This window comes from Streptomyces sp. R41, from assembly GCF_041053055.1.
GTDB lineage: Bacteria > Actinomycetota > Actinomycetes > Streptomycetales > Streptomycetaceae > Streptomyces.
The window spans coordinates 9618203-9631489 of record NZ_CP163443.1; the positions used below are offsets into that span (position 1 = coordinate 9618203).

The 13287-nt window shown below is 65.7% G+C and carries 7 protein-coding genes; 6 read left to right on the forward strand and 1 reads right to left on the reverse strand.

The genetic code is table 11. The features are described 5' to 3' along the window. Positions 1 to 298 precede the first annotated feature (298 nt). The gene (locus AB5J53_RS43710) at positions 299 to 1048 is read left to right on the forward strand and encodes a site-specific DNA-methyltransferase (protein ID WP_369251130.1); all 750 of its coding nucleotides are present in this window, start codon (positions 299 to 301) and stop codon (positions 1046 to 1048) included. A gap of 361 nt (positions 1049 to 1409) precedes the next feature. Here the strand turns inward: AB5J53_RS43710 and AB5J53_RS43715 are convergent, their stop codons facing one another. Further along, the gene (locus tag AB5J53_RS43715) at positions 1410 to 2327 is read right to left on the reverse strand and encodes a DUF5655 domain-containing protein (protein ID WP_369251131.1); all 918 of its coding nucleotides are present in this window, start codon (positions 2325 to 2327) and stop codon (positions 1410 to 1412) included. Positions 2328 to 2869: 542 nt separating this feature from the next. Between AB5J53_RS43715 and AB5J53_RS43720 the strand changes: the two genes are divergently transcribed. The 5 genes from AB5J53_RS43720 (at position 2870) to AB5J53_RS43740 (ending at position 13234) form a co-directional block, all read left to right on the forward strand. Beyond that, the gene (locus AB5J53_RS43720; RefSeq protein WP_369251132.1) at positions 2870 to 4441 is read left to right on the forward strand and encodes a TIGR02677 family protein; all 1572 of its coding nucleotides are present in this window, start codon (positions 2870 to 2872) and stop codon (positions 4439 to 4441) included. Beyond that, positions 4441 to 5862, forward strand: coding sequence for a DUF2398 family protein (locus tag AB5J53_RS43725; protein WP_369251133.1), 1422 nt, complete (start codon positions 4441 to 4443; stop codon positions 5860 to 5862). Before AB5J53_RS43720 ends, AB5J53_RS43725 begins: the two co-directional genes overlap by 1 nt. Then, the gene (locus AB5J53_RS43730; RefSeq protein ID WP_369251134.1) at positions 5859 to 10193 is read left to right on the forward strand and encodes a TIGR02680 family protein; all 4335 of its coding nucleotides are present in this window, start codon (positions 5859 to 5861) and stop codon (positions 10191 to 10193) included. Before AB5J53_RS43725 ends, AB5J53_RS43730 begins: the two co-directional genes overlap by 4 nt. Next, on the forward strand, positions 10193 to 11452 hold the full coding sequence (locus AB5J53_RS43735) for a TIGR02679 family protein (RefSeq protein WP_369251135.1): 1260 nt from the start codon (positions 10193 to 10195) through the stop codon (positions 11450 to 11452). The genes AB5J53_RS43730 and AB5J53_RS43735 overlap by 1 nt, the downstream gene beginning before the upstream one ends. Before the next feature lie 579 nt (positions 11453 to 12031). After that, positions 12032 to 13234: a serine/threonine-protein kinase gene (locus tag AB5J53_RS43740; RefSeq protein ID WP_369251136.1), complete on the forward strand. Its 1203-nt coding sequence runs from the start codon at positions 12032 to 12034 to the stop codon at positions 13232 to 13234. Positions 13235 to 13287: the final 53 nt, after the last annotated feature.

The following is a 13287-nucleotide window of genomic DNA, read 5'->3' on the forward strand; positions in this document are numbered from 1 at the left end:
CGTATCGGCACAGCTCAGCAGGGATGGAACCAGGTCTCTTCCTGCGAACACGGCGAGACTGTAGGGACGAAATCCGGCCGTGCCAAACGGCCCGTGCTTCGGGCGGTTTGGGGTTGCTGAGTAGAGATCCGACTCATTGGGTGCGGCCGGAATTTGGAGTTAACCTCCAGCGCATTGCTCCCAGCTGCAGCTGCAGCTGCTTCTGCCGTTCCGCGGAGCGACCCATATCGACGTGCGCAGCCCTCCGTGAGCGGAGAAATGTGCGCACGACCGCCTCCCTGAAAGAGAGAAGTGCGCAATGCCGTACACCCTGTACCGAGGCGACGCGCTGACCGCCCTCGCTGGCATCCCAGATAACAGCGTCGATGCCGTGATCACCGACCCGCCCTACAACAGCGGCGGCCGAACGAGCAGCGAGCGCACCGGCCGCTCCGCGCGCGCGAAGTACACCTCTGCCGACGCCGAGCACGACCTCGCCAACTTCCCCGGAGAGAACCGAGACCAGCGCTCGTACGGGTTCTGGCTCACCCTCCTGCTCACCGAGTCGTATCGCGCGACCGTCGAGTCCGGCACCGCGCTCGTCTTCACCGACTGGCGGCAGTTGCCGACGACGACGGACGCGCTCCAGGCCGCCGGGTGGACATGGCGGGGGATCGCGTCGTGGCACAAGCCGGTCTCCCGGCCGCAGAAGGGCCGGCTCAAGCAGTCGTGCGAGTACATCGTGTGGGGAACCAAGGGATCTGTGGACGCCAACCGCAACCCCGTCTACCTGCCCGGTCTCTACACGGCGAGCCAGCCCCGGAAGGGCCGCGTGCACATTACGCAGAAGCCGGTGGAGGTGATGCAGGAGCTGGTGAAGATCTGCCCGCCGGGCGGAACGGTCCTGGACCCCTTCGCTGGCTCTGGGACGACCGGCGTCGCAGCCCTGCGAGAAGGTCGCCAGTTCATAGGGGTCGAACTCTCCAAGCACTACGCCGACATCGCAGAGGAGCGTCTCCACAATGCTCTGACGCAGGACGACTTCGAGCTCGCCGGACCTGAGGAGTGAGAGCGAGAAGCTCCGTCACTGGGGCCAGGACGCAAGAAAGGGCGGTTGCGTCACCAGGTTCGTGTGACGCAACCGCCCTTGACCGTGGGACGAATCAGTAATCCGGGGGCTGGCGTCCCCACCCTGCTGGCGTGAAAATCGGGTCGTGGCCGTCCGGCTGACGTCGTGTCGCCTTGGTGCGATCCGAGCCCGGGAATCAGTAGGACGCTGGGGGTCCACCGACAGGCACCCGGATGTGTTGCCTCGAGCACGAGCATCAGACTCTTCCGCCTGACGGACCCCTGTCGGACGGTCGCGCGGTCGCAACCTGCCTCCACCGGAAGGAGACGCATCGTCACGACAGTGGGTCGGGATTTTCGCATCAGGAGGCTTCGATGCTCTGCCGGATCAGACCACCCGCCCGATCGAGATCCTCACGCGATCCAATCCGTACCTCGATGCCGTCCCGGATGCCTAGGCACCCCAACCCGCGGATATCCCGCGAGAAGCCGTCCTGCATCTCCACCGTGTCGGGATCCAGCTTCAGATTGACTACGAGCACTCGGTTGCGAGGCTGAACGCGCACCGTGGCGACATTCTTGATCCGCCTGTACGCGATGTAGTGGAGCTGGGTCTCCTTCTGCACGTCGCTGTGCGAGAGGAGAACCTCGTCGAGGTCCGCATACAGTTCCTGCAGGCCCTGCGGGGATTCGTCGAGGTACTGCTGCACCGACTTTGCCGAGCCCGGCCCGGAGGGGCGAGGCGTGTTCTGGGCTCTCCTCCGCGACGGGAGAGCAGCGCCGGCAACCGAAGCTACGAGCTGGAGCGTGAGCACGTCGTCGAACACGCGGTAGCCCACCAGGTCGATCCGGCGGCCGATCATCTCGATGGCGACAGTGTCGTGGTGCGTGAACGACCCGGCGATGCAGACGATTCGGGGATTACTCCAGTCGATCTCCTCGGCCGCCCTGGCGCCGAACTTCTCCCTGACCAGGCTCTCGAACTCGTGGTGGTGGTCGTGCAGCCACGACAGATACGAGAGCGCCTGGTTCACGACGTTTTGGTCGCGCGTGCGCTTGTACTCCACGATGACAGGCGTCCCGCTCTCATCCAGGCCCAGCGAGTCGATGCGGCCCCGGTGACGACCGGTGCGGTACTCGGTCACCAGGAAGCGGATGCCGAGCATCGCTTCCATATTGGCCTCGATGAGAGTCTGCAGATCGCGTTCCACGCCCACGGAGGCTCCGGGTATCTCGGTAGCCTGCCTACCCCTCACCCTGAAGACCTTCAGGTCGCTCACGTATCTCCCCGGCTCTGCCTCGATCACTGCAAACGAACAATCGAAACCAGGGGGCATATATTCCAGTGAAGTTCGAGACCTGATGGCTGGGGTGAGGCGATCCGACGCATAGCTCGGATGTCGCCCCGTCTCGCCTTCCGGTCGCCGGCGAGGCGGCGTCCGCATGCATTGTGACGGTGGCCTCCCCCGTGTGATCTGCCAGGGGAGGCCACCGTGTCCAGGGGCTGAGCGCTCGCGGCATGAGGGCTTTCCGCTTGCAACGGCTGACGCGATCAGGTGAACCCGGAGCCCAGTGCCGTGCTCCTCCCTGCCGCCGTCCGAAGCCGTGCCGACCCCGAGCGAGTTCTGGCCGGCCATTTCGGGCTCCATCAGCCCAGCGACTATCAACTCACCCGATCTGAAAGCGGCTTCTCGCACGATCGCTGCCTCGCGGCTTGGCCGTTGAGCAGCCTCAGAGGCGACCGGTTTCCGGATACTCCAGCGTGATTGTCAGTGGCAACTGTCAGGGTAGGAGCAGTAGATGTGAACGAGGGGCGGTGTAGGTGCTGCAGCGTGATGACTCGGGAATCGCAGAGTCGTTCGATTTAGATTCGTTGACGGTGGGCGACCGGCTCAGACTGTTCAACTTCACCCAGCGCGATAACCACGTCGCGTACCTGTGGGTGCTGCGGGCGATGAATGTGCTGCGGGCTGTGCACCAGGTTCAGGTCCACACCGATGACGTGGCGAAGTCCTTGAGTGAACTTGCGGCAGCGCACGACGAGGTGCCGAGTGCTACGGACCTGAACCTGCGGGCGATGCTCGACAACCTCGCGGCCGAGGATGAACAGGTCCTCTACAAGGTGGAGGATGCGACGCGGTGCGGCAATCTGGCCGCCTACCGCAATCGCCAGTCGGTGTACCAGTTCACGGAGATCGGCTACCGCGTCTACTGCGCGGTGGAAGAGGTCATCGGGTCGCGGGTCCAGGACGCAAACCTGTCGCGTCTGGTCTTCGCCGACATCCTGGCGGACTTCAAGGCCCTGGCCACCGCGAACCGGCAGGGTGACCAGGACGAGGTCTACCGCAAGCTCACCCGCCTCGACAGCGTGCTGGAGGACATGACCCAACGGGCAGCGCGCTTCTATTTGACGCTCAACGACGTAGTGCGTACGACGGACATCTCCCCCGAGACGTTCCTCCGGTACAAGCATGCACTGCTTGCCCACATGAGCGAGTTCACGGCCGAACTGGAACGCTATGCGCCCCGCCTGGCTGAGGCTGTGCATGAGGTGGAGGACACCGGGGTGGAGACGCTGCTGGAGCGGGCTGCCGCAGCGGACGAACGGCCCATGATGCGCCCGGCTGTACGGCTGGAGGACTGGCGGAGGCGCTGGATGGGGCTGCGGCAGTGGTTCTTGGCCGATGGCACGGGCGGGTCCAGGGCAGATCAGTTGCAGGGCGCCACCCGCACTGCGATCTCTGGGGTCATCGCCTTGCTGAGGCAGGTCACGGAGTCACGCAGAGGCGGCGTGAGCCGCACTACTCAGCTGCGGCATCTGGCAGCGTGGGCTGCCGCGGCACCGGATGAGCAAGCGGCGAACGCTCTGGTCGCCGCCGCTTTCGATCTGCGCGCCGTACGGCATCTTTCGGGCGCCCATGACAATGACGACCAGATCTCGCCGCGTTCGACGTGGTGGGAGGCGCCGGGTGTGGAGATCAGCGTCAGCCTCTTCAAGCACGGTAAGAGGCCGGCGCAGGGAGGTCCGCAGCCGGTGCGGAGGTCCCGGGGCGCGCACGCCCGCCTGCGCGAGGCGCAACTGGCAGAGCGGGCCGCGGAACGGAGCGCGGCGGAAACGCTCCTGGAGCACGGACCTCATGATCGAGTACTGAACCACGCGGAGACTCGCGCCGTGCTCAAGCTGCTGACCCGCGCCCTGGAGGCGCGAACGGTCGTCGCGGGACGTCTGCGCTCAGGCACCGGCAGCAGCGATGTGCTGACGCTGCGTCTCGTGCCCAGCGAACGCGGGAGTCGCGTGCGGACCGAAACTGGCACGCTGCACCTGCCCGGTTTCGCCCTGGAGATCAAGCCCCATGGTGCGATGCGTCGCCGTCTTGGATCGGAGGCGCCCTGATGCCTGCCCATCGCGTAGCCGCATCCGTGGAGCCCGCGGACCTCAGCTCGTACCAGCAGGCGGCCCGGCTCATGTTGTTGCACAGCGTGGTCACCGAGACCTACCCGCGGACCAAGGCGCTTGCGTCGGTCCTGCAGTGGGCCGACGAACTGACGAAGGACTTCCGGGACCTTTTCGGATACACGCTGTCCACGAGTGCCCGTCATGCTCGCCTGCTGCGGCGGCTGGATACCTTCGACGAGAGCCAGGCGTTTCTCACGGTGAAGAGTAAGAAGCCCTTCGACCGGCGGCGGCTCGCATACCTGTGTCTGGTCCTGGCGTGCTTGAACCGGTCGCGGATAGAGATCACCCTCGCCGATCTCGTCAAGTTCCTTGCTCCGTACGCCAACGCCATCGAGTATCTCGGCTTCGACGCGACGGCAGCGGGCCACAAGGACGCGGTCGTTGACGTGATGGACTGGCTGGTCGACCGAGGGGCGCTGCGGATTTCCGACGGTTCCACCGAGGACTGGGCCCGCGACCACGATCGTGGGGACGCGCTGTTCGACATCGACCACGACACCTGCGCAGCCCTCTTCAAGCCCAACAGGCCCTTGCAGCACCTGACGAGTGCCGACGGTCTGCTGGACACCCCGACCGCGGGCACCGGGCGGGACCCGCGTCGGCGTCTGGCTGCCCAGCGGGCCCGACGGATGCTCATCGAGCACCCGGTGGTCTACTTCGCCGGCATCGACCCGGAAACCGCGATCGCGCTGCGCCAGCCCACTCTGGCCGAGGACATCGCGCGTCTGACCGGTCTGCCCGTCGAGCGCCGGGCTGAGGGGATCATGCTTGTCGATACCACGGGGCGCTTCACCGACAAGCGTTTCCCGGGGCGAGGAGGAGCAGTCAACCGGACCGCCGGTCTGATACTGGCGAAGATCGCGGACCTGCAGGAGGACCCCGACCGTTCCGGCAGCCTGCAGCGCCTTCTCCCACCTGACCCGCGAGAAGAACACGCGGACCTGCTGAGTCGCATCGACATGGCCCTGCCCGAGGCCGGCACGCTCGAAGCCCTCGCCTATGACCCGCAGACAGACAACGGCCAAGGGACACACGGACCAGGAGCGGAAGCCGACGCAGGCGAACAGCGGGCGGGCCTGCCGTTCGTTGAGCAAGGTGTGCTGGAGCAGATGATCACCGAGCTGTACGAGGAGTTCGGTCCGTCCTCGTTCACCAACAAATGGCAGGGCGATCCCGGAGGGCTCCTGGCCGAGGCCCTCTCTCTGCTGGCAGACCTGCGCCTGGTGCACCTCGTCCCTGGGGGAATCCTGGTGTGCCCTGCCGCGGCGCGTTACCGCAATATCACCGCCGTGCTGCCTCGACCTGCGTACGAAGGTCAGTTCGCCCTCGACTTCCCCCTTGAGGACACCTCTCGATGACGCTCATCCCGCATCCCCGCAATGCCGAGTATCCGGAGGCCCGATTCAAGCCCACGCGTGCGGGCGTGATCGGCCTGTGGGACTACATCGACGAGGAGTTCGTCTTCGCCGACGGTCGCCTGGTGCTGCGCGGGCACAACGGATCCGGCAAGACCAAGGCCCTGGAGGTGCTCTTCCCCCTCGTGCTGGACGGCGTCCTAGACGCGCGACGGCTGGATCCGTTCAGTGGCGAGGAACGGACCATGAAATCGAACCTGCTCTACAAGAAGCAGGAGTCCGCATACGGCTATGTATGGATGGAGTTCGCCCGCACTGCGCCTGACGGCAAGGTCATCGAGGCTGTTACCGCTGGCATCGGCATGCGAGTGACGAAAGCGATGCCCTCGCCGGCCCGCTTCTACTTCGTCACCGATGGCCGCATGGGCCTCGACTTTGGTCTCCTGGACGATGCCTCGCGGCCGCTGCGGGAAAAGGCACTGGCGAAATTGCTGGGCGAGGATGCCACGTACGAGACGGCAGAGGCATATCGCGATGCCATCGACGACCGGCTGTTCGGCCTTGGGCGAGAGCGCTACAGCCAACTGATCAACCTGCTGCTCCAGTTGCGGCGCCCTCTCCTGGCCAAGGACCTGGATCCGGTCAAGGTGTCTGACACCCTCACCGCGGGTCTGCGCCCCGTCGACGAAGACCTGATCAAGCAAGCCGCCCGGGACTTCGAGAACCTCGCAGAGATCCAGGCGCTCCTCAATGCCTTGGCCGGGGCCGACACAGCCGTACAGAACTTCCTGCGTGAGTACACCAGTTACCTGCAAGTCCACGCCCGAGACCGCGTAGACCAGGTCAAGGAGCGCACACAGGCCACGGCCGATGAGTGCGACAAGATCCTTCAGGCAGCGGAGGAACGGCGCACCGCCGACGGGCAACTGGCTGAGGCACGGCAACGCCGGGACACCGGTGAACGGCAGTGCAAAGAGATCGGCACACGTCTCGCCACCCTCAGGAATCATGACGCCGTTACGCAGCAGAAGGACCTCGACGAGCTACGTGACCGAGTGCGCGACGAGAGCCAGGGCATCAAAGACAGCGACCGCCTCCTCAACGGCGCTTGGGGGCACCTGGCCACTCTCAAGGGTGAGGCAGGGAAGGTCGGCGACCGGTGCGAGAAACTCAACGCAGCCGCATCACGGCACACCCGAGACCTCTTGGACGCGGCACGCCGCTCCGGCATCGTCCTCGAAGAGGACGCACTGAACTTCGATGCCGCGTTCCCGACGCACGTCGTCGGGTACACGACCGCGCGCGAAACCGAACTCGAGGATGTGCGCCACCATCTCACCGCAGTCGAGCAAGCTATGGAGGATCAGGGCCGCGAGCAAAAACGTGTGGATATCGCAGCTGCTGAACTCACGGAGACCGAGCAGAAGTCAGCTGCCGCCGCCGATCAGCTCAGCCAGGCGCGCGCAGAGGCCGCCCAGGATCTCGACCAAGTCATCGCTCGCTGGACCGGCGACGGCGAAGCCGCGGTTCTCTGCCCCGCCGACCGTGCACCCCTGCTCGCTGCTTTGGCCGCCGCAGGAGAGCCGGCAGCGACCCCGCTGCCTGAGGTCTTCCGCTCTCTCACTGATCAGCGCCGAACTGCAGCCCTCACCCGCGTCGAAACGCTCAAGAGGCAGTACGACGACATCTCGGACGCCCTGCACAAGACGCGAAGCGAGCGAGACAGGGTGGCGGCTGAAGAAGACGAGGCACCTCCGCTCAGCGACCTGCGACCCGCCAACAGAGAGGGAAGGCCAGGCGCTCCGCTGTGGCAGCTCGTACGGTTCGCCGATCACATTTCCGATGACCACGCTGCCGCGGTGGAAGGCGCCCTGTACGCGGCCGGGTTGCTCACCGCATGGCTGCACCCCGGCTCGGAGGCCACCGACCAGGCACTGCGCGATAAGGTGGCCGACGCTTATCTGCGTCCACTGCCCGTCACACAACGGCCCAGCGGGAGCACACTGGCCGACATCCTGGTTGTCGAAGACCAGGAACATGTGAGCCCCGAAGGTGTGCAAGCCGTCCTCGCTTCCATCGGTGTCACGGACGAAGCTCCGACAGCTGACAGAGACATCGACACGGATAGCGCCCCTTGCATCACCGTCGGGTCGCATTTCTCCCTGGGCGTTCAGGTCGGTGCCCATCCCAAGGAACAGCCGGAGTACATCGGAGCCACTGCACGGGCTGCACGCCGACGTGAGCGGCTGAGCCGCCTCGATGGGGCCATCACCGTGGTGGAGACCCAGCTCACAGATGCCGAGGGTCAACGGCAGGACGCCCAGGAGGTGTTCGACGACTTCGACCGCGCGCGCTGCCAGCTTCCCAGCACCCAGATGATCGACGAAGCGGCACGCCAGGTGGCGGTGATCGCCGGCAATCTCGCCGGGGCTCGCCGTCGCCTTGAGAAGGCTCGCAAAGACCTTGATGGTGCTGTTGCCCGTGCACACGAGAAGAAGCGGCTGTTGAGACAAGCTGCCACTGCCGCGCGGCTTCCTACGACCCGTGAGGAACTGAAAGGTGTAGCCCAGGCAGTCACCGATTTCGGCGCTGCCGGCAAGGAGCTTGCGGTATGCCGAGAACAGATTGATGAGGCCGAGAAGGACCTCGCGGGCCGCAAAGAGATTATCGAAGGGCAGGCGCAGACCTACGCCGAGGAGGCCGAGCAGCTGCAGACACGCAAGGGTGCTTTCGCCGTCCTGGAAGAGCGGCTACGTACGCGGCAAGAGACGCTTGAAGCACCGCTCCGGGAGATCCTCCAGAAGATCAAGGTGGCTGAGGGGCAGCTGGCGGAAGCAGAGAAGGCACACCGGCGGGCGGTGAAGGACGTCGAAGACCAGCGTGACCGGCTCATGAAGGCCAAGAACACTCTGGAGTTCGTCGGCGACGTCCTGACGACCGCCGTGCGTGAGCAGGTACGAACGACCCTCACCCTTGAGCCGTATGCCCGGCCGGACCTGCTCGGCCTCCTCGACACAGTGGTGGACACCGTTTGGGTACCGCGCGAAGTGTGGCCATCTGCCGAGGAGACCGTGCGGCGACTCATGGACACGCTGACTGCCCACGACACCTCGGTCACTGGCATCGAGGCAGCCCGCAGCGCCGTCCCTACGACCGTCATCTCCCTTGTCGACGCACTCGATGAAGCCACTCAGGGCCGCCGTATCACCGAGAGCCTCCTGAAGACCGCCACCACAAAGATTTCAACGGCCATCACCACGTTGGAAGGCGCCCTGCTCGGATCCGATCAGGGCTACCTCTTCGAGTGGGAGCAGGCCGGCGACATCATCCTGGCCCGGGTTACCGACAGCGAAGGCCCGGCGCCGGTGGCGGACTTCGGGCGCCGATTGGCCGAACAACTCGCCGACCAGCGGGTATTGCTGGAGGAGAAGGAACGCACCGTCCTTGAAGACGGCTTGCTGACCGGGCTCGCCGAGCAGATTCACAGCCGCACCACTGCGGCCCGCGATTTGGTCAGGAACATGGATGCCGACACCCGGGCCAGGCCCATGTCGTCCGGAACGACGGTCGGCATCCACTGGGTCGTCTCCGACAGCCTGACCGACTCCCAGAAGGCCGTCAGCAAACTGCTGGAGAAGGACGCGTCCGGACTCGCCCCCGCGAGCTTGGCCGAACTCCGCTCCCACCTGCGCAGCCAGATCCGCACCAAGGCCGCCGTAGACAAAAAGCAGAGCTACCAACACGTGATCGCCGAAGTCCTGGACTACCGATCCTGGCGCAAGTTCGAACTGCGGCTGTTCCGCCCGGGCATGAGTGAGGAGGAGAGGAAGAAAGGAGAAGTTCTCACCAAGGCCAAACACAGTGTGATGTCCGGCGGTGAGAAGTCCGCCTCCATCCACCTGCCACTCTTCGCCGCCGCCCACGCCCAGTACAGTTCCGCCTACCCCACCTGCCCACGCCTGATCGCCCTCGACGAGGCGTTCGCCGGCATCGACGAGAAGTACCGCCCCGACTTGCTCGCCCTCACGGCCAAGTTCGACCTCGACCTCTTCATGACCGGCTACGACCTGTGGATCACGTATCCCGACGTGCCGCAGATCTCGCACTACGACATGAAGCACGACGAGGCATCGCACACTGTCTCCGCCATGCTGCTGGTCTGGGATGGCGAACAGATCCTCGACGACGTCGGATACCCCGGATCCGAAGATCTGGCCGCCGAGCTGCTCAACTTCCGGCCAAGCCGCCACGTTCCGGCCCACGCGGGGTTGCTCACCGACGTGCCTGATGAAGAGCCCATAGACACCGGCACTGAGGAAAACGAGGGGGAGTAATGAGCCTGCCGACGCCCGACGCATACGAGCGCTATCGCGGCCCCGAGTTCCGCCGCCTTCTTGGGGCCGCCCGGCGCTCTCTTGAACGCAATGGAGGTGAGATCACCGGCTCCATCGGCCTGACGAATCCAACGACAGATGAGCGCAACGCCATCATCGGCATCACAGGCGCGTATCGCTCTGCGGACGTCCGCCGAGTTTCTTTGCCACTCGAGGCACTGGACCAGAACGTCCGCAACGTCACCGGAGCCTCACTCCGTGACGTCTTGGAACGAATTGGTCCTCCACTACGGTTTCGAGCCGACGAACGGAGCGCCATCGATCAGGCCCGCCAGCAGTTGCTGGCCGAGGGAGAGGCCAGCGCGCTCCACGTCGAGAACCCCTGGTACAAGGAGTGGCTGAGCGGCCTAGCCTCCGACGGGACGATCACTGGGCTGATCAATAAGAAGGACGAACGCCTCCTCAGCCAGGCCATCCGCGTTCTGGAATACCTCTATGCCCGCGCCAGCGGGTCGCCCCCGGTCATGCTGGCCGCCTTGGCCGACGCCACCACGGGAAACACCAAGGCCCTCAACCCTGGCCAAGGCTCACTGCCGACCCTCGTACTCCGCGCGCTGGCAGCAGCACGAAGAGTTCCGCTCGAGGCAGGAGCCGAGGCCCGACGCGAGCTCTGGGACGCGTTCGACGTCATCGTCGACGACCTGGCCAGCCGTGTCCTCGTCCTCAATCTGCCGGCGACTGGTCGAGGGCTGGGGGAGTGGCTCACCGACGCGGCTCGATACGGCACCCCCTTCCACGTCACACTCCACCAACTGGTCACCTTGCCTGTCACTGTTCACCTGCCGCGGGTGTACGTCTGTGAGAACCCAGCCGTCCTCCGCCGCGCCGCCGGAGAACTCGGCGCGAGCAGCCCGCCGTTGATCTGCGCCGAAGGCCGACCGTCAACGGCCTTCCACCGACTGGCCCGCTTGATCGTCAACGGTGGAGGCCAGCTCTTCTACCACGGGGACTTCGACTGGCCGGGAATCGACATGACCAATCAACTCATCGGCCGCTACGGAGCCGAGCCCTGGAAGATGAGCGCTGAGGACTATCTGGAGGGGCTCCGGACCGAAGACGACCATGTCGCCTTGTCCGGGAAGGCCCGCAGCACTTCATGGGACCCGCGTTTGAGCAATGCGATGCAGGAGCATCAGGCGGCTGTCTACGAGGAAGGAGTTGCTGACGCTCTCCTGGCGGAGTGGGATGACCAGCCCTGATAGTCATGGAACCTGCGGATTGGTATCCGCCCGGGGCACATCGGCTGAATCTGGCCAGGGCTGCTGATCGCAGGTAGTGGGGACGATGATCGGCATGGCGACCGATAACGAGAAGCAACCGGCGCTGTGCTTCTCCGAGCAGGCCCACTAGGTGGGGCGGGCGGCCGAGCGAGGGCCCGCGGAGTACCAAGACGAGTACCAGGATGTGACCGGCTTCTGACGCTCCGAGCCGGTGGAGGTCAGGTGGCGTCGATCGGGCTGTGAGCCTGTTGCGTCCGCCGGGCCTGCTCTCAGGGCAGCCACGTATCGGTCTGTGGGCCCTGCTGCGGAATCTGGACGGACCGGGGTGACATTCCCTGAGATCACTGAGACGCATTCATAGCAGCATGATTACGGACATAGAGCCCGGAAGCTTGACCCAGTCCGATGTGATCACTTCCTCCTGGGGGATGCCGATCAGTAGGCTGTAGCGGTGATTCGTCGGTGTCCATGCCCCTCGTGCCTTGCTTCTTCTACGGCGGAGCGCATGCATGCGCCGAGCGAGGTTGTGCTGTCGTTGCGGGAGTCAGGGGGTGTGCGGTGAGCGGCGCGACTCTGCCTTCGCGTATCGGTCCGTACCTCGTCGAGCGGCGGCTTGGCGCGGGCGGGATGGGGGAGGTGTACCTCGCCTACTCGGTCGCGGGGGAACCGGTCGCCGTGAAGGTGATCCGGCCCGACCGCACGGATCCGCACACCCGCGCCCGCTTCGAACGCGAGGCGACCATCGCGCGCACGATCTCGGGAACGGGCCGTGTGGCCCGTTTCATTGAGGCGGATCCGTTCGCCGAGCAGCCTTGGCTGGCCATGGACTACGTTCCGGGCCGTCCGCTCTCCGATGTCGTGAAGGACCAGGGTCCGCTGTCTACGCCACTCGTGGCGAGCCTCGGCGCGCTGCTGGCCGAGGGGCTGGCCGCTGTTCACGCCGCGGGTCTGGTGCACCGCGACCTGAAGGCGCAGAACGTCGTCCTCGGTGACTTCGGTCCGGTGATCATCGACTTCGGGCTGGGCGCCTTCGTCGGGGCGTCCAATGGGTCGCTCACGCAGGCCGGCATGGTCATCGGCACGGTGCGTTGCATGCCGCCCGAGCAGGCCCTGGGTGAGCTGGACGTGACGCGGGCCGCTGACGTGTACGGCCTGGGCACGGTCCTTCTGTACGCGGCGACCGGGCACTATCCGTACGACGGCGCCCGGTGGGAGGCGGTGGCCGCTCAGGTGGTCAACGCCGAGATCGGCCCCGACCTGTCCGGGCTGCCTGCTGAACTGACCCCCGTCGTATCGGCCATGCTGGCGCACAGGGCGGAGGACCGCCCCTCCCTGGAGGAGGTGACCCGGCAGTGTGCCGATCTGCTGCGTCTACTGGGTACGAGTCCGGCCCGGGCACGGCGCGCTCTGATTCAGGAGACGACGCCGAAGGACCATCCCACGATGGTACTGCCCCAGCCTGACACGCCCATGCTGGACCGGCTCGACTCGCTGGAGAGGCAACTACGCGAGGAGTCGGTGTCCCCGGCGGAGAACCTCCCCGCCTCGTCGTCCGACCGTGAATCCAGCCCGGACGCTTCGGCCGAGAGCGATGTCCGGAGCGACGTCGCAAGCTCGCTCGTGTCCGTGCAGGAGCCCCCCAGCGAACGCCCAGCCGAACCCGCGCCGAAGAAGGGCCGTCCCCCTGCTTCCCGGCGGGTCGCCGACGAGCTGCGCAAGCGCTACGCGATGGGACCGGCACTCGCCTGGTCGAAGCGCTGAACCGCTCTTCCTCACCTTTCGCCGACGGGGCCGGTCCAGGGCGATACAAAGGG